The organism is Pseudoalteromonas sp. Z1A8 (assembly GCF_011378855.1).
In the GTDB taxonomy this organism is placed as follows: Bacteria; Pseudomonadota; Gammaproteobacteria; order Enterobacterales; family Alteromonadaceae; genus Pseudoalteromonas.
The window spans coordinates 42,984-61,439 of the sequence record NZ_WTLB01000015.1 but is presented as its reverse complement, the minus strand read 5'-3'; the positions used below and the strand labels follow the sequence as shown (position 1 = coordinate 61,439).

Below are 18,456 nucleotides of genomic sequence, written 5' to 3'. Positions count from 1 at the left end.
TGTATTATTTATGTAAAAAAATTGAAAGCAGAAGGATTATAAACTACAAATGAGCAAAATGAAGAGGAATACAACTAAGGTCTAATACTTAATAAGGCACTGCTGAGTAATCCTTGATAAGAGCCTAAGGCAAGTAATTTAATGGAGACGAAGATGTCACAAAGTATCTATCCAGTTCCGACGCATATTAAAGATGCGACTCTTGTAGATAAAAATAAATATAATACGCTTTATAAGCAATCTATTGATGACCCTGAAGGTTTTTGGGGTGAGCATGGCAAACGCCTCGATTGGTCTACTCCTTACACTAAAGTTAAAAACACATCATTCGACAAAGGTCACATAAATATTAAATGGTATGAAGATGGCTATTTAAATGCTTCGTACAATTGTATTGACCGCCATCTAAAAACCAAAGCCGATAAGGTTGCGCTTATTTGGGAAGGTGATAGTCCATCTCAAAGCGAGAATATTACTTATCAGCAGCTGCATGATGAAGTTGCTAAGTTTGCTAATGGCTTAAAAAAGTTAGGTGTGCAAAAAGGTGATCGCGTAGCGATTTATATGCCTATGACGCCACAGGCTGTGTATGCAATGCAAGCCTGTGCACGTATTGGTGCTATTCATTCTGTTGTATTTGGTGGCTTTTCACCTTCAGCGATTGCCGACCGTATTAGAGATTCGGGTGCTAAGGTTGTTATTACGTCAGATGAAGGGCGCAGAGCGGGTAATTGTGTACCACTAAAAGCAAACGTTGATGAAGCTGTTGCACAAGATACTGTGACTTCAATTGAACACGTTATAGTACATCAATTAACAGGCGGCGAAGTTGATTGGAATGAACATGACATTTGGTGGCATGACCTAGTTGCTGATTTACCAGCGCAGTGTGAGCCAGAGCCAATGAATGCTGAAGATCCGCTCTTTATTTTATATACGTCAGGATCGACCGGACAGCCAAAAGGTGTTGTGCATACCACAGGTGGTTACTTAGTTTACTCATCAATGACACACGAGTACGTATTTGATTTAAAAGAAGACGATGTGTATTGGTGTAGTGCCGATGTAGGTTGGATCACAGGCCACAGCTACATTGCATACGGACCACTGGTAAACGGTTGTACGCAAGTTTTATTTGAAGGTGTACCTACGTACCCAACAGCTGGGCGCATGGGTGAAATTGTTGATAAACACGGCGTTACTATTTTATATACTGCGCCTACAGCAATCCGTGCATTAATGGCGAAAGGTGATGAGCCAATTGCCTCGTCAAATCGCGATAGTTTACGTATTTTAGGTTCGGTTGGTGAGCCAATTAATCCTGAAGCGTGGACGTGGTATTACGAGAGTATTGGTAAATCTAATTGCCCGATTGTTGATACGTGGTGGCAAACAGAAACCGGTGGCATTATGATCACGCCATTACCAGGTGCTACTGATACAAAACCAGGTTCTGCAACACATCCATTTTTTGGTATTGCTCCTGCATTATTTGATGCTGAAGGTAATACACTTGAAGGTGCTGTAGATGGTAACTTAGTTATTTTAGATAGCTGGCCATCACAAGCGAGAACGGTTTATAACGATCATGAGCGTTTTGAGCAAACTTACTTTAGTGCCTACCCAGGTGTGTATTTTACAGGTGATGGTTGTCGTCGTGATGAAGATGGTTATTACTGGATCACAGGTCGTGTAGATGATGTGCTTAATGTATCTGGTCATCGATTAGGTACTGCAGAGATTGAAAGTGCTCTTGTATCACACCCAGCAGTTGCAGAAGCTGCAGTTGTAGGTTACCCGCATGACATTAAAGGCCAAGGTATTTATGTTTACATTACGCCAAATGAAGGCGTAACAGTCAGTGATGAGTTAACCAAAGAGGTACGTAACTGGGTTCGTAAAGAGCTTAGTCCAATAGCATCACCAGATATGATTCAATGGTCTCCAGGTTTACCTAAAACGCGTTCAGGCAAGATTATGCGTCGTATTTTACGTAAAATCGCTGCAAATGAGCACCAACAACTAGGAGATACATCAACGCTTGCCGATCCTTCTGTTGTCGATGAACTAATCGAGAACAGATTAAATCGCTAAATGTGCGTTAAAAACTTGATTACAAGTTGATTCTAAACGTAGTATATCGGCTGTTAGTAATGGTTTTATACCTAACTGGCAGCCGAATTTATTAGGAGTGAACCATGAGTCAGTTTTTAATAGCGGACGATCATCCGTTATTTCGTGAAGCACTAAAGGGCGCATTGAGCGCAAAGTTTGAAGGTTTAGACGTTTTTGAATCCTCCGATTTTGACAGCACACTGCAAGTGTTAAGCGAGCAAGAGGATCTTGATATATTACTGCTAGACCTTCACATGCCAGGTAATGGTGATTTATATGGTCTTATTCGTATTCGAGAAGAATACCCAAGCTTACCTATTGCTGTAGTTTCAGGTAGTGAAGACGCTAATATAGTTTCAAAAGTAATGGGTTATGGCGCGATGGGTTTTATTCCTAAATCGTCATCGTCTGATGATATTGCCAGCGCAATAAACCAAATACTTGAAGGCGATACATGGCTACCAAAAGAGTTAAAAAACAAAGTAGCTGAAATAGAAGGTGAAGACCGAGAAATAGCAGCGCAAGTTGCCTCATTAACACCCCAGCAATACCGAGTGCTGCAATATCTGCACGAAGGTTTACTTAACAAGCAAATTGCCTATGAGCTACACATATCAGAAGCGACAGTAAAAGCACACATTACAGCCATATTTAGAAAACTCGGCGTGTACAATCGTACCCAGGCCGTTTTAATTGCCGCAAAATTAAAACTAGAACCGATAGAGCAGGCATAATTTATATTTTAAAAGTCACTTGCTTATTTATGAGCAAAAAAATGCCAGCAACAATGCTGGCATATTTTTATGTATAAAATAATTAATGCTAAGAAAACACCACGGTTTTATTTCCATTAATAAATAGCTTGTGTTCAGAGGCGAGTTGTAGTGCTTTGCTAAATACGGTTTTCTCTACGTCTTTACCCATTTTTGCCATCATTTCTGCAGTATTAGCGTGCGTTACGCTTGTTACGTCTTGAAGAATGATAGGTCCTTCATCCAGCTCATTGTTTACAAAATGAGCCGTTGCGCCAATAATTTTTACACCGCGCTCAAATGCCTGATGATAAGGCTTTGCACCAATAAATGCAGGTAAAAATGAGTGGTGGATATTAATAATTTTATTATCGAATCGGCCAACAAACTCAGGGCTTAAAATACGCATGTATTTGGCAAGACCAATAATGTCAGGGTTATAGCTGGCAATTAAGTCACCTACTTTTTCATCGTGCTCGCTACGAGTAAGCCCTACGTGCGATACCACATGAAATGGCACATCAAACCCTTTTGCTAATGGCTCTAAGTCAGGGTAGTTAGCAATAACGGCTAATACTTCAATGTTGAGGGCTTGCTCGAACTGTTTGAGTAATACAGTACCTAAACAATGTGCTTCTTTAGTGGCAAGTAAAACCACTTTTGTTTTTGCGCCGCAATGTAGCGCAAGCTTTGCGCCTTGTGGTAACAATTGTCGTAGTTTATCTAAAAAGTCGCTTTGTGGCTCGCCTGTAAGCTCTGTACGCATAAAAAAGCGCTGTGCATCTTTATCTACAAATTCATTGTTACGCGTAATATTCAAATTGTTTTTATGACAAAGTCCTGTGATTTTAGCTATTAAGCCTACATCATCAGCACATTGGGTGGTTAGTATATAGCTCATTGTCCTCATTCTTACCCTGTGATTAATACTTCATTATTTGTGTTTTGGCACATAAAGCAAGGGCTTTGTGGACTAATCCAATATTAATCATGTTGTTGAGTATAAAAGAGGTAGTAAAGTTAAAATGTATTGAATAGAGGTTAATAAAGGATAAAAAAATGCCACCTAATTTAACAAGGTGGCATTAATAATAAAGGAGTTAGGCTTTAGGTTCAGGAGATAAGTTTTCTTCTTGTCTTAAATAGCCTGCTGCTTCTTCGTCATCTTTAGTAATCGCTTGCTGAGTAGGTATAGCACGCGTTTGCTGGTTTAATTGATGTATTTGCGACGCATTACCTAAATCACGCTCACTGGTGATTGAGGCGATAGATTCACGGTCTTTCAAGAATGCGATAACGTCTTTTTTGATTGCTTGCAATTGTCCTTCGTCTTTATGCATTTCCATAATATGGCGAGGGTGCTCAAGGTTTTTCATACCCGTTGCTGCAAACGTAGTAGAAATAACACGAGATACAATAATCCAAGGCGTTATGCTACTGCGTACTAACGTATTTTCTGAGCGGGTACTATCATGAATCCCCGTACCAGTTGATATTTTAGACTCAGTAAATGTGCCTTCACATTTAAAATATACCAATAGTGATTCAAACTGCATTTCAGCAAAAAATAAATGAGCTGTATTTGTTAGCAATTGCGCGAATGCTTTAATGAGAATACAAATTAGTAATAAGTGAAAGCTTGTCATTAATAGCTCACTAAATTGAACAACATGTTGGTTACTAAATGCTTGTTTAAAGCTATTAATATTTGCCGCGTCAACATAATGGTAAATGTTGATAAGCGAATACGCTAAAAATACAGTAAACGCCAACGCTACAATATAAAGTAAGTTACCGCTCACTAAAGAAATTAGCCTTGCTAACGAGAAGTTTTTACCTAAATCCATTGAGTGCAGTTTAGGTTGAATTTCTTGAATCATTTCACCTTTAAAACCGCCTTTTCCTTCAATTTGTTCTTGAAGCTTAGGATCTAATTCGCGATAAACTCTGTTAGGTACTTCTTTATAACGGCGGTTAGCCATTACTAGGTTATCTAGGTTTATAAAGATTTCGTCTGGATGAACGGATTCTTGCCAGTTTTCACGTAGCTCTGATACTTCAGCTGAAGGTGTCACTGAATTTAAACGTGCTTTAATCATAATGAAAGCAAGCGCACAGCTTAGAGTCGCTAATATAATAATTGCAATTAAGTACATTCCAGCATGAAGGCTTGGCAATTGTTCAAGCCAGCTATCTATTTCTTGTTTACTAATGCGTTGCTCTTTCATTAACCATGACATAGAAAGGCCAATAGCGATTGGTAGAATAAAAGATAAAGAAATAATTTTAGCGAGTGCGCCAGTGCCAAGTGCTTCAATGTTTTTTTCAGCATTTCGAGAGATAGGTTTACCCGTAGAGCGCCATGAAAAAAGCACGTAAAACATTAATATTGCGCTATAAACAGGAAATGCTAATTCGCCAGCTTCACCGGTAAAACCCGATAAAGATACAAATGCCACAAGGCCATAAGCAATAAGGGCAACAAGTGTACTTACCCATGAGCCAAATAAGCGCTGGGCAACATTACGAATCGGATAAGGTAGGAATAATAACTTAGGAATTAAGCTGTGAAGCAAACGTGATAAAAAACCATTAGGTTCTTTAAACGTACTGTTTTTACGACCAACCAGCATTTCTTCAAGTGATTGCGCGCTGTAGGCTACTTCTTTTTTCTCTTCTTGGGCGGTTGATGCTTGTGATTTGCTGTAGTTATAAGCAAGTGAAGTAGGGTGGTTTCTGCCTACAAAATATTTAAGCGTTGCATAAATACCACTTGAAAGTGAGCGAATGCCGAATGCTAAAATAAGCATGCCAAACACCATTAAAATCCATCCAGCGGTTGTATCTTCTTTTACTGAGCCCGCAGCAATAACAAGTAAACTAATACCCGCTATAGACTCAATGAGTCCTCTTACAGCTGTTACTTTACCTTCAAGTTTGAAGGGGTTTTTTAGTCCAAGATCAATCGATCCATAATCAAAAGCCATTGAATGCTCCTTTTAAACAGCATGCCCAATTAAGGGAGAATATAAGCATAGTTATAATAACCATTATATATATCGTATTTTTGTTTTTGCTCAATTTTTGATTATATATCAATAAAGTCGTTCAGTTTAAGGTTATTTTAAAGTGATACATTCTATGTTTTGAAATATAGATTTGGGGAAGTTAATACAAAGTATTATTAACGATGTTTAGTTTTGAAAATTTGAGCTCAATTAGGTAAAACTAAGCGAAAGTAAGGCAAGTATTATTATTTTAGCTTCTCCCCAGACAAGGTTAGTTTTATTACGTTTACTGCGTAAGTCTTTTTTCTTTTAAGCTAAGGCGCTTATGTGAGCTATATACGTATTGTATATCAGTACCATTTACAAGATATGCATCAATTTCTACAGAAATTAGCCCTGATAAAGGCTTTATTTCAAGAATGCCAATATCATCAAGATTTGCAGATAGCAGAGCTTTATTGCTAATAGCAAAAAGTGTTTTATCAAAATCACGCAAGTCACCATTTACATATAACTTAATACCACCAAACCAAAAATTTATTATTTTAATTTTTTTTGATTTGAGCGTGAATTCAAACGATTTTTTCATTAAAAGCTCCTACGATAATAAACATTGAATAATTTTATCCTACGTCAATTACAAACGATGCGTTTTTTAAGATAAAGGCTGCAGTTTGCAGCCTTTATCTTGTACTTTTATAACCTGCTATTGCAGCATAAATGTTTCGTATTCTAAATCTTCAAATTGTTTTGAAAGCCAAAATAATCCTACTACCGAGGTAATAATAGTTGCTAATGCAAAGCCGTAACCATAAAACTGCGGCCCAAACGCGATAGATAGTAAAGTTAAAACAACATTTATTACTAAAAACAACCCTGCTAAAAATAGTACTGTTGAGCGTTTATCTAAATAAAATAAAATATTTAAAATAGATAAAAATATAACTTGTACGCCTACACCAACTACATCAATAAACAAAAGCGTTTTATAGTTTGGATCAATGCCTATAAAGGTCAGTATTTGCTCACCCCATAATAATAAGCATGCAACGGTAATACCTTGAATTTTAAATATATCGTATAAACCGGCACGTGCAGTTTGGATCATATTGTCTTTCAATATATAGATCTCCTCAAGAGGTGACCCTTTACGGATAGCAGTGTAAAAACGGTCGTACTCTTCTACAAAGTCTGTTTCCATTTTTACTAAAAACACTGCCATACCAGGAATAATAGACAAATAGGCCAAAAATATAGGTAAGTCGTAAATAGGGCTGGCTCTCAAGGTGCCAATAATTTGAATTGATGTGCTCGGAGAATACCAAAAAATGATTTTATCAGCCCACACGCCAATATTATAAAATAGACCACAGAAAAACAGGCTGTAATACACTTTTTTATTACTTAAAAAGTCAAAACTAATGAGCTTTTCACCCGGGTAGCGGCGAATAATCATGAATAAAAAGCTAAAAAAGAGTAGGGCTTCACCTGCAAAAAAAGCAAAAAACAAACCGTCTAGTTGCCAGTCTCTCAGTAAATATGCGAGTAACACCATAAAGGCGTAACCACTTAACATGGTAATTAAAATCAGTCGGTATTCTTTCATGCCCGATAGAAAAATAGCACCAAGCCATTGGTTACATAGGCTTACAAAGGCACCTAAAATTATTATCTTAGTGACTACGGGTATAGGAAGCATAGGCCAAACGGCTAAGCCGACTAATAGCGCGGCTATTGTTGTTACAAGTTGTGCCCCGAGTAGGTTAGGGAGTACTTTTGCCTCTTCTTTTTGAAAAAATAAATCGGCAATAAATCGAGTTAGTAATAACTGCAAACCCCCCGTTAAAATAAGTGAGGCGGCCATCATGTAGGTAACGAGTGTTAAAAACTGAATGATAAGTACTTTAGGTAATACAATGCCTAAACTTAAAATACCAATGAGCATGAGCGCTACAATAGAGAGCAACCAAGGGCCCGAGCCTATTAAGCCCGCGTAGCCGTAAGCTTCAAAAACTGAGAGCAGGGTATTTTTTTTGAGAATCTTTCGTATCTCAAAACCTATTCCGGCCATGCCATTGTATCCTTATAAAGTTTATCGTAACGGGCAAACATGTGGCTCTCGTCATAAAATTTTTGTACGCGGTCTAAACCACTTTTTTGATACTCAAGCCAGGCTTGCTCATTGGTTAGCATGTTTGATATTTGTTGTGCTGTTTCACTTGGTGAAGCAATAGAGACAACTTCACCGGCTTTACCTAATGCTTTATCTTCATCGGTGCCGCCTTCTATTATTTCGCGGCACGAGCCCACATCACTAGCAAGTACTGGTACACCTGCTGCCATTGCTTCTAAAAGCACTAAAGGTTGCGCTTCCGAAATAGAGGTTAAAGCTACAATCCCAAGTTTTGGTAAGATTTTGGTAATATCTTGCATACCTAAAAATTTAACATTATTTTGTAAATCAAGACTGGCTACAAGTAATTCACATTCTTTGTAATATTGTGGATCTTCTTCAAAGGGGCCGATGATCCAACCTTCTACTTCTGGCAGTACCGACTGCGCTTCTTTAATCGCACGTATAAAGGTTTTAATATCTTTTATAGGCACTACACGTCCAATTAATCCAACAATAGGTGGGATGTGTTTTGGGCGCTGCTCAAGTGCTTCAATAAAGCGTACTGTTTTAATGCCGTTAGGAACCACGAATGCTTTTTCTGGTGCGGCACCATCTTTTATTTGGCGTTGCCTATTACCGTCGTATAGCGAAATGATTTTATCAGCTTCTTGATATGTTGTTCGGCCAATTTGCTCAAAAAAGTTAATCCACATACGGCGAATAAAGCCCATTTCTGTATTTAAGTTTTTACCTAGGCTTTGTTCTGATTCTTTGATCCAACTGGCTTGAATAAGATCTATTTTTCTCTCTTTGGTATAAATTCCATGTTCGGTCAACAAAAAGGGAGTGTCGCTTATTACACTGGCACCAGAGCCTAAAATACCAGCATATCCGGTAGATATTGAGTGAATAAGTTTAACTTTAGGAAGCCCTCGTGCAATTTCGGCTATTTTGAATAGTGGTTTATATAAATTGCGATACGACCAAAAAAAGTCAATAAAAGAGGATTCATCACAATAAGTTGAATAGTATTTAGTGAGTACTTGCCATGACGATTCACTATACAAAAAGTCGGCTTCGTTAATACCATCTTTTTTAGCTAAGGTTTCAAATGCAAATTTTAATAATTCAGTGGGTATCGGCTCATTACAATCTCTAAAATAATTTTGTAGTTGCTGCCAAAAATCAAAGAGTTCTTTTTTATATTTAACCCCATGCTTAGCTTTTATTTCAGAGGTGTCATTTTCAACTAAATAATGAACATGCAGTTTTGTAACGTTTTTAGGCAAAGTATATTGAATCTCGCCATAATGCTCTGGCGCACCACCTATAAAAACAAGCTCAAAGTTATAATGAGGTAACCCCTCAATTATTTGATGAACCCAACTAGATACTCCACCACGCACATAAGGGTAAGTACCTTCTAAAAGCAGTAAAATATCTGCATTTTTATTACTCATGCCAATACTCCTGTAAATGACGTAATTCACTGCCCTTTGGTTGTTCTGGGAGTTCTTTTAAGTAGCGTTTACAGTCGTCAAACTTGTTCATACAAAAGGCAACTTCGGCTTTATAGGGCAGTACATGGCGCCTTGCCATACCCAATTCGGTCGCTTTAATTAAGTACTCGTGAGCTATTTCATATTTACCTAAGGCTAAAGATATACGGCCTAAAAATATAAAGGTTGCAGGTATTTTTACGTGTTCAATACTTTGCTGTGCAAGTGCTTCGGCCTTTTCTAAAACGTATTTTTGCAGTGCACCTTGCGCTAAACCTAAATAACTCAGTTCCCAATAAAGTTCGGCTAGTTGTTTTTGTAAATTACTTAACTTTGGTTGCTTAGTCGTAACGGCTATTTCTTGCTGGTATAAACTGATTTTTTCGTTAAGTTTGGTTTCTTTACCATCAAGAGTTGAGTAGGCGAGTAGCCGAATGTCATCTTCTAAGTCTTTAAGTGCTAACTTTAAAATAGGAATTGCTTGTGAGTCACTCATGTGACGAGCTGCCATTACTGCACTTAGACGCTTATTTGGCTCACTAGCATGCTTTAAAATAGCTTTTAGCCCGCCAATAGAATAAGTTGGATTTGCAGATATTGCTCTAGCTTCAAAAGGAAGCTCAGGTATTTTATGCTCTTCAATTTCTATATCATCGTTTTTGAGAGGCTTACAAAGAGCAAAAGTAAGCGCTACTACAACGCCAATAATTCCAAGTACAGGTAATGTAAATAATAATAAAAACATGAGCAAAAAAGAGCTATAAGGAGTGGTTTTGTATTTTTTAGGTATAAAAACATAGCTAACAATAGCAAAAAAGATGCTAGCAAAAGCGTGTAATAATATAGCTAAAAACCAGTTAGGTGTTTCCAATACTTCTATCAGTGCAAAGTACTGACAAATACACCCTAATATAGCTGCTACAATAATTATAATCATGAAAGTGAAACCAATCTCTTTATGTCATCTGAGCTTATAGGCAGAGCGAGTTGCTGTTCAATAACAATGTCGATTTCAGCTAAGGTGTTACCCGTACGCTCTTTGCACCAAGTGTTCACTCGGGCAATAAATCCTGCTTTTTCAAGTTCATCAGCCAATGGCATTAATAGCAGTAATATTTGATTTTTATCATCATATAAGTAAATGTCTAAACCTCTGCGGGCTTCACTTAAATAACTCATAAGTTGAGTTGATTTATCCGTAATATTCTCGGCTTTGATTTTCAGTAGCTGCGATGGAATGTTGTATCGTTTGGCTTCTTTATTCGCGCGCTTAATTTGACGAATAAAGTACGGAGATTCCTCATAGGTCATTACTGGATTTGTTATTTCATGGCGCAGCAGGTCGCCAATATGCCCAGCCATTACAGCAAGTAATGTAAGAGTCGTATTTTTGAGCGCAAAAAATTGTATTCTTTCAACCAAAATAACGCCGTAAATAGTATTGTTTACGTCGATAAGTGGGATTGCCATATGGTACTTGCTTGTACCCGATGCTGCTTTTTCGTCTTTTACCGATACTAATTCTTTTTCTTCAATCATCGCTAATATAAGAGGATCATCTACAGTTACTTGACTCATGTTGCCGAGAGAGGCAAGTGGTGGTTCTAAAACGGTATCGTTTTCAACTTTATATAACCCCGCTCTTTCTAGTGAACCGTACTCAACAAATAAATCGATTATTTTTTGTGCTGCACTATCGAGTCTTCTTTCTTTTAATAGCCCGATAGAGGTTCTTACTGCTTGTAGTGATTCACGCAAGCTTAACGTATGGCCAGCTAGCATTTGCTCTATTCTATCGTGAGATGAATTAATTAAATGATATTGACGAGTAAAGGTTTCAAGGCGGTCGGTTACGTACTCCAGCTGAATACTTTGCTGTTGATTAGTACGCTCCCACACATCCCTAAATTCGCCAGTGATCATAATTACAATAATGTAACCAATCATGGCGTTAATATTAAAGTCGCTTTGCGGTGATAAAATATTTGCTTGAAGTAAAAAAAGTTGGCCAACAAGCAAACATAAAATACTAATAAAGCCTTTTGAAAAGCCATAACGTAGAGAAACTAAAAGTGGGCCAAGTACAGGCCACGAAAACCCTCCCTCAGTCCAAAATGGGTCCTCTGCGTTAAATAATACAGGCAGCCCTAAAGCAAGCGCGGTAAATATAAATACCTCAGCCCATATTTGTAGCTCAGGAACGTCTCTTGGTCTAAGGAAATGTGTTTTCACTCACTAACCTCTATATAAGAAATTAAATCGGCAATCACATCTTGTGCTGTTGCTGCAATGCTATCGCGACCCCAACCACTTTTAGCAATAGTACCCGTCCAAATCGGCGTTGTTTGCCCGTTTACAGTAAGTGATAATGTCAGTGCAACAACTGGTTCTCCATCAAGGCCTGCTTTATAGCGCCACTCTTCAATGCTGCCTGTTAGTACATAGTCAGCTTGTTGAGTGCTTAACCATTGCATAGCATTGTCTAAACGGTATTGATCGTCCAGTGGTGGAAGCTCTTTGCTGTTTACGCGAGGAGCGCGTATAAGAGTTGGCAATTTATTTTGCTGCCAAATACTGGCTAAAATATCTTCAGCACGTTCACCAGCAAGCGGTGTTTGAGCATGGTTAACTAGTGGCATAAGTGCCACTGTTTTTGAAGGGCTAAGCTCTACATCATCAGCAACTCTACTGGTGGTACAAGCAGATAATAGTAATACCAAACACGGTATAATTAAACGAAACATACTCTCTCCTAACATTAAAAATGTACGTAATAACCTAATTGTAATTGTGTATCTGAGTTACCCACTTTATTACTACTTTGGTAACCCAGCTGTAATTTAAATAAATCATCGCCTAGTACAGACCAACCAGCACCACTTGAAACAGATACATCTACTGTATCGTTAAGTGTTTGATAGCCAGTACTTATATCAAATAACCACGAAGGGTTTGCGCCTAAATAAGGCGGCTCTAATGAACCCGTTGAGGCAAATGAGGTGCCTAGTGCAAAGCGTCTAAATGGCTGAATATCTATAGCCAAAGGGTTAGTGCTTGCGGTATTGATAAGTGCATTTACGTGCTCAAAGTCTTGCCATTGCGCACTAAAGTAAGCGTTCCAAATTGGGCGATCTTTTAAAATGCTGTACTGATAACGCGCGTTATATTCTTGGCCATTAATGAGTGAACTACCATCGTCTCTTCGAGAAAAAGACATAGCGGCTGCCGAAAGCTGCACATTTTGTCTATTATCAATGTTGTAGTTAACATAGGCCGTGGCTTTATCTAGCTGAGCATAACTAAGTAGCGCTTCTGATTGGCGGTTTTCAACATTATATTCAAGTTTTAAACCTACCTGAGTACGAGAATCCCATTGATAACGAGAATCAAGACTAAGACCTTGGCGGCTGACTAAGCTGCCTTGGTGAGAATCTATTTTTGCATCAAAATACCAACGACCAAATGTCATTTTATCTTCTATCGCAAACAGCAACCCGTTGTTATCAAGATTTTGCTGATTACTTAAACTTAATTTCCATTGCCCACTAGCATAAGGAAAATAAACGTTCACATCGTACTGGCTGCTGTTTAAACCAGCCTCTGGCGATAGGTTTATTTCAAGCGCTCTAAAGTAGGATGCGCGTGCATTTCTGAGTAAACTCAGTTGTGATTCGTCAAGCTCACCAGTCAGCTCTTCATACCAACGCTGCATTGTTGCGTATGGCTGCTTCAAATAGAGTAGAGCGTTTAGCTCATCTAATTTGCTTAGTGAACCTTCGGCTATTAGTTGTTTCGCTTTATTGAATTCGCCGTTGGTCATATAAAGTTGTAGTTTTTGCCAAGGTTCTAACTTTTGTGCAGCTCGGCGTGCTAACCACCAGTTTGCTTGAGGCTCACCAATAGTGTCGGGCGCAAGCTCATCCATGATGTTTAACTGCATTAAATGAGGAACTGCCATTGCACCTGCCCAGCGGTACATTAGGCCTCTGTATGCGTATTTATCTTTAGGTAAATACTGTAATAAATAGTGATTTAGCTCGGCAGCATTCGCATAATAACCAAGCTGCTTCATTACATCGGCTAAGTTAACCAGTGTTGTTAAGTCACTAGGATCTGCAACAGCTAGTTTTCGTAAATAAAAGTAAGCACTGTTATATGATTTTTCATAAATAGATAGGCTAGCTAATAATTGCGTCCACGCATAGGTAGGATCGCTGTCCGAATAGCGAGTTAAAATACGGCTAATCATTACGGTGTCGTGCATTTGCAGCGCTAACCAACCTTGTGCAAGTACTACATCAGGATTGTACTCACTTAGTTTTGCTGCACGATTTAATGTGGTGTAAGTCGCATTTAGATCACTCTGATTTTGATACCAATTTGAAAGAATTAGCCAAGCAGGGTAGAGGGCTTTATTGTAGCGTTGCTTTTCAAGCTCTTTATGAATGCGCGCAACCGATTTAGCATCATTTACTTGTGTGCTTAGTAGTGCAATTTTAATAAGTTGCCTAGGCTGAAGTGGTGATTGTTGCCATAAATAGTTTAGTAAGCCCTTAGGATCATCTTCAAACTTTAATTGTTGATAGTGAAGCATATCGCCAACGCTTAGTGTGCTGATTTCTTTTAATTGTTCAAAAGCATAAAGTTCATCTTTTTTATCTTGAACACGCATCGCCATATCTACTCGTGCGGTCCAAAATTCTCCATCAGTACTTTGTTGTTTGTTTTTTAAAATAGACAATGCCGTTTTAAAGTCATCTTTAAGCCAAAAAGCACGAGCCATCCAAAGTAAGTCTTCTTCATTTTTAGGTCCTTTATATTTAGGCCATAAAGCTCTTAGTGCTTTTAAATTTCCGGAATCGTGAAGTACTTTCGCTTTCCAATATTGTGATAATGCACTCTTACCATTTATTTGTTCAAAACGGTCAATATTACTAAGTTCTTGTTTTGTGTTGCCTATAAATTCGTTTGTTTGCATCCACTTAGCAAAGCCGTTGCCTTTTAATTGTCGGTTTTGTGCTTTGTATGCATATATATCGTTGGCGTCTTGGTATAAATATAATGCCGCAGCGTCATTAACACTGTCAGTAAGCATTGCTGGGGTTACAGCTCTGTTCGACATTAGCCATTTAAACTCTTTAAGCGCTTCTTTAGGCTTGTTCTGCCAGCGCTTTATTTTCCAATTTAGTAAGTGTAGCTCTTTGTCATTTGGGGTTTGTAGTAATAGTTTGGCGAGTAATTGCTCTGCCCCTTTTGCATTTCCATTAGCTAAACGCAGGTGCATGGCTTTTGTTAAGTAGTCGGTGTTATTTGGATCGCTCTTTAATAAGTTTTCAATTGCTTGAGCTGCATCCTCTGTGTTGCCAGCTAAGTTAGCTAAATAAAGCGTACGCTTAATATTGGTTTTATCACCATAGGTTTTCCACCAGGCGTAAGCTTGTATCGGATTATTTGCACCAAGTGCCGTTTTAATCGCTTTGACTGCAATGTCAGCATTTATGTTTGCTTTATAAATATCGAGTGCTTTGGCTGGTTCGCCTGCGCTTAACCAGTAATCGGCTGCAAGGAGAGGTTGCTTATTTTTTTGATAATACTGAGCAATTTTGGCGTTTAACCCAACGGCTTTTGCAATAGTTAGTATTTGTTCGTTCCAGTTTTTATGGGCACCTATTTTTAAAGATAACTCTTCAAAGCGATCGTCAACTTTAGCGCCGCTTGCTAGCCATAATGAGTAAAGCAGCTTTATTTCAAGAGTTGCTTTGCGCTCACCTCTTGGTAGTTTTTCAAGCTCGTTAGTCGCTTGTGAATACTCGCTAAGTCCTATATGTAGTTCAACCAATTTTGCGCGTAGCTTTTCGTTATTTGGCTCTGTGTTAAGCGCTGCATTAAGATACGATTTTTCAAAAGTATAATCTTGTGAAAGTGCATCATCTTCAAAAAATAAGGTATGAGGAAATAACGCATATAGTGCAAAACAACTTACAGCTAATATCGCTAATATTGTTTTTACAGAAATTAACTGAGGGCGCTTTTTAGCATTCATTATCGAGCGACTCCATTGCAGTTAAGATAGCCATAAAATTGACCTTTTGGCAGATTAAAGTGCGTCACATTAGCGCGTGTAATACCTTTAAAGCGCTCTCCCAAACTAGATACAAACTCGCAAGAACGTGCATTTATTAAATCAAGTGAAGCAGGTACCCACGCTTTAAAGCTAACAGGTCCGTTAACTTGCCAGTTATCAATAACAACATTTGCAGACGCTAAATAAGGTTTTTTACTATTTTGACTGTGATCAAAGCTAAGACGAGCTACGTTATTAATAATGTGTATGTAGTCACCTTTTTTGGTGACGCCTGAGATACCTTCACTTTGGGCAATATTTGGCCTGTCAAAATCAGTAGGAATTCGTAAAGTACGAATGTATTTTGAGCTAAATAACCATTCATTATTACTGTTTTTTGCTAGCGCAGAAAAGTAAAAGTCTTTTGCTACTTTTGCGTAATGGCTCAGATGTACCGGTGTATTTGGTCTTGCTAAAACATAATCTATATTATGTTTTAGTGCGTCTAGTCCCGCAGGGATTTCACCTGAGTAAAAATGAAAATAAATAGTGTATGGTTTTAATCTATATGGTTTTTCTGTTATTTCAAACGTTTCGGTTAAGCGCCTAAAACCGTAATAAGGCCCATGCCATAAGTCTGTATATACGTTTTCATTTAATATGGGGGCATAAATTTGATACAGCAAATCGCGCTCCGGTCTGCCTATTGGAGATACATGCGTAAGGCTTGGGTTATCGGCATTTACATCTGTATTACCACCGTTGACGTTTAACACACCAGCATCGCGAGCCAATTCAAGCGCTTTAGGGCCAGGAGTTGCATCTCCTGACCACAACATCATCACTGTTTTTTTATTTTTTGGTGTCAGGTTTTCATCAATATACTTTATTGAATCGGTGATTTCTTTTTTTAAGCTTATTTTGTTGTAGCCAGGTACATCAAGATGAAAGCCATAATCTACTTCATCTTTATCTACTATTCTAAGGCCAGATAACGCAGTCCAAAAATAAGGGTGACTATAAGTATGTGAAGCAATTTCTACATAAGGCAAATTAAAAATACTGCGCGCTATACCTTCAAGCTTGGCACTTTGTTTTGAATGTAAGCCACTTTTTTCAATATCAGCTTGAATAACCGATGAAGTCAAAGGGAGTTTGTAGCGTTTAATTATTTCATCGCGAATCACTTCTGCAGAATAGGGTTTACCTGCGTAATGTGCTGGGCTTGTGAAACCATCGCCATCTATATGCAGCGTTAGCATACGCCTACCGCTTTCAGTTGTGGTATCAGGCACTAGAATCGGAGGTAGTCCCATTGCTTTGGTGAGTAGTGTACGTGGGTCAATAACCCATTTACTACCTTCCATTGGCAAGGTATCTATAAGCCAAGGTGCAACAACAACCGCGCCATATTTTGTTTTAGTACTCTGCACTATTATAGTTCCATCAGCCGCTTTTATATTGATAAGCGGGGTGGCATCAGTTGCTAATTTCAGTAAGTAGGGCTTAATTATCGCAGGCGATGTTGTCGCTTCGCCTTTTAGCCATGTAGTAAAATGATTAAGTTCATAAGGGCCTGGAGGCAATACGCTAAGCGCTTCAATACCAAGGTTAAGTAATAGTTTCGTTGATTGCGGTAGCTCACCCATAATGAGCTCAGGTACAACGCCTAAGTTACTTTCCAACCAATTAGTAATAGTTGGGGTGTAAAAAGCATCGCTGTTTGTCCATGAAATAATACCAGCATGTAAACTTGGATCTACTAACGGTAAATCTCGTTTAGCTACATCAACATAATCAGGAATATATCCTAAATACTCAATCATGGTCGCAAGCTTTAAATGTACGGTAGTGTAAATGAGTGGTTTTACATTACTATTGTACGGAATTAGGATGCGCCTTGGTACTGGGGATATGGTTGATGTACCCCATGTTTGTAAGTGCCCATCTGTTACCCAAGGAGTAAAGCCAGCTTGTTTTATTTTTTGTGCCATCACAAGGCGGTTGTCAGGCTGTGCATAATCAATAACTTGTACTTTAAAACCTAAGTTTTGTGCTGTTTTTAATTGTGCGCTTAGCCAAGCTTGATCGTTCTCTGTGGTTAATTTATAGCTATTATCGGTTGGGCTATAGTGGCTAAATAAGCCCTCAGCAACTAAGTCGTTAGCTAGACCCGTTAACTTTGGTAATAACTCAAAGCCTCGGTTAAGAATAAGATGCTTATTAAATGTACCAGAGAGGTTTTTTATAATCGCGACTAAGCCACCTTGTTGATCTGATTTACTGTGCTTGTCATCTAAAAGTTGATAGCTGTCTAGCGTATCTAAAAATAAACCACTGAAACCACGTGCTTTTAAAGTAGCTGCGCTATCTTGCATTTGTTGTTGCCAATGCGTAGATGTTAAATCGGCAATATGGCTATTCCAGTTAGGATTGACTGAAAGTGAAGACTCACTTTTATTAAACGATTCACCCACACTTAAATAAGCGTAAACGGCAATGTTTCGTTTTTTAAACCAATTAAGCTCGTGCTCGGTGACAAGTTCAGGCTGGACGACAACGCGAGAGTAAAAAGTCATTTCGGCTAATGGCATAGGTGCCGAGTAGTAAAAAGCAATACTATTATTTACAGGCGTTGCGAGAACGTGTGCAGATACTAAAAATACAAGGTATAAAATATATTTCATTAATAATTCATTTTTATAAGATTATAACTGTGATTCAAAGTGATGCGTTCCGATTTTATTCTAGTTATTTTGTGTTAGTGATATAGGCTTATTATATGTTAATAAAATATTAATATCTATATGTTCATTATTTATATGAACCTAAAATCTATACTAACATGAGTAATGCGCTAACTCATTACATAGGGATTAATTAGCCGCTTTAATACGCGATC

Annotated in this window: 12 protein-coding genes; 2 read left to right on the top strand and 10 right to left on the bottom strand. The window is 38.2% G+C overall.

The genetic code is table 11. The annotated features are described in order from the left end of the window. The first annotated feature begins 153 nt into the window (after window positions 1–153). Both acs and GQR55_RS07950 read left to right on the top strand, forming a co-directional pair. Complete coding sequence (acs, locus tag GQR55_RS07955; RefSeq protein ID WP_166420165.1) at window positions 154–2,094, top strand: acetate--CoA ligase; 1,941 nt, start codon at window positions 154–156, stop codon at window positions 2,092–2,094. Between the two features lie 104 nt (window positions 2,095–2,198). Then, the gene (locus GQR55_RS07950; protein ID WP_166420164.1) at window positions 2,199–2,849 is read left to right on the top strand and encodes a response regulator transcription factor; all 651 of its coding nucleotides are present in this window, start codon (window positions 2,199–2,201) and stop codon (window positions 2,847–2,849) included. Window positions 2,850–2,937: 88 nt separating this feature from the next. On the opposite strand, the gene purU is transcribed toward GQR55_RS07950, so the two are convergent. The 10 genes from purU to GQR55_RS07900 all read right to left on the bottom strand — a co-directional run bounded on the left by purU (window position 2,938) and on the right by GQR55_RS07900 (window position 18,241). Beyond that, window positions 2,938–3,768 (bottom strand): formyltetrahydrofolate deformylase, encoded by an 831-nt coding sequence (gene purU, locus GQR55_RS07945; RefSeq protein WP_166420163.1) that lies wholly within the window; start codon window positions 3,766–3,768, stop codon window positions 2,938–2,940. A 199-nt stretch (window positions 3,769–3,967) separates the two neighbouring features. Next, window positions 3,968–5,854: a hypothetical protein gene (locus GQR55_RS07940; RefSeq protein ID WP_166420162.1), complete on the bottom strand. Its 1,887-nt coding sequence runs from the start codon at window positions 5,852–5,854 to the stop codon at window positions 3,968–3,970. Between the two features lie 307 nt (window positions 5,855–6,161). Beyond that, window positions 6,162–6,464, bottom strand: coding sequence for a hypothetical protein (locus GQR55_RS07935; protein WP_166420161.1), 303 nt, complete (start codon window positions 6,462–6,464; stop codon window positions 6,162–6,164). A gap of 117 nt (window positions 6,465–6,581) precedes the next feature. Beyond that, on the bottom strand, window positions 6,582–7,946 hold the full coding sequence (pelG, locus tag GQR55_RS07930; protein ID WP_166420160.1) for an exopolysaccharide Pel transporter PelG: 1,365 nt from the start codon (window positions 7,944–7,946) through the stop codon (window positions 6,582–6,584). Next, window positions 7,934–9,451 carry a GT4 family glycosyltransferase PelF gene (pelF, locus tag GQR55_RS07925; RefSeq protein WP_166420159.1) on the bottom strand — a complete coding sequence of 506 codons (1,518 nt, stop codon included), beginning with the start codon at window positions 9,449–9,451 and terminating at the stop codon, window positions 7,934–7,936. Before pelF ends, pelG begins: the two co-directional genes overlap by 13 nt. Beyond that, the gene (locus GQR55_RS07920; protein WP_166420158.1) at window positions 9,444–10,427 is read right to left on the bottom strand and encodes a protein PelE; all 984 of its coding nucleotides are present in this window, start codon (window positions 10,425–10,427) and stop codon (window positions 9,444–9,446) included. The genes pelF and GQR55_RS07920 overlap by 8 nt, the downstream gene beginning before the upstream one ends. Beyond that, on the bottom strand, window positions 10,424–11,722 hold the full coding sequence (locus GQR55_RS07915; RefSeq protein WP_166420157.1) for a PelD GGDEF domain-containing protein: 1,299 nt from the start codon (window positions 11,720–11,722) through the stop codon (window positions 10,424–10,426). The genes GQR55_RS07920 and GQR55_RS07915 overlap by 4 nt, the downstream gene beginning before the upstream one ends. Next, entirely contained in the window at window positions 11,719–12,234 is a 516-nt protein-coding gene (locus tag GQR55_RS07910) for a protein PelC (RefSeq protein WP_166420156.1), read from the bottom strand. Before GQR55_RS07910 ends, GQR55_RS07915 begins: the two co-directional genes overlap by 4 nt. Window positions 12,235–12,248: 14 nt before the next feature. Further along, entirely contained in the window at window positions 12,249–15,533 is a 3,285-nt protein-coding gene (locus GQR55_RS07905) for a tetratricopeptide repeat protein (RefSeq protein ID WP_166420155.1), read from the bottom strand. Then, entirely contained in the window at window positions 15,533–18,241 is a 2,709-nt protein-coding gene (locus tag GQR55_RS07900) for an endo alpha-1,4 polygalactosaminidase (RefSeq protein WP_166420154.1), read from the bottom strand. The genes GQR55_RS07905 and GQR55_RS07900 overlap by 1 nt, the downstream gene beginning before the upstream one ends. Window positions 18,242–18,456: the final 215 nt, after the last annotated feature.